Source organism: Monashia sp. HAY1-5C, assembly GCF_056755255.1.
Genome location: NZ_JBPGXG010000865.1, coordinates 1 through 231, shown reverse-complemented (window position 1 = coordinate 231; position 231 = coordinate 1). Strand labels below are relative to the sequence as shown.

Here is a 231-nt window from a genome sequence, read left to right as displayed (position 1 = left end):
GTGTATAAGAGACAGGTGCAGACCTGACCGACGCCGAGCGCGCCCTCCTCGCGGCCCTCGGCGGCGGGGGCGCGTACTTTTTCCGTCCGCTCGCCCAGCGGCTCGAGCTCGACGACACCGAGGTTGTTGAGGCCCTGTGGTCCCTCGTGTGGTCCGGGCGCGTCACCAACGACACCGGCGCGCCGTTGCGGGCCTTGCTCTCCGGTGGCCGAACCGCGCACCGACGCACGT

General features: G+C 71.0%; 1 protein-coding gene. It reads right to left on the bottom strand.

What is annotated here, in order from left to right; genetic code table 11:
* Positions 1–231: hypothetical protein (locus tag ACR9ZK_RS23795; RefSeq protein WP_481344366.1), on the bottom strand; the 231-nt coding region annotated here is incomplete at both ends.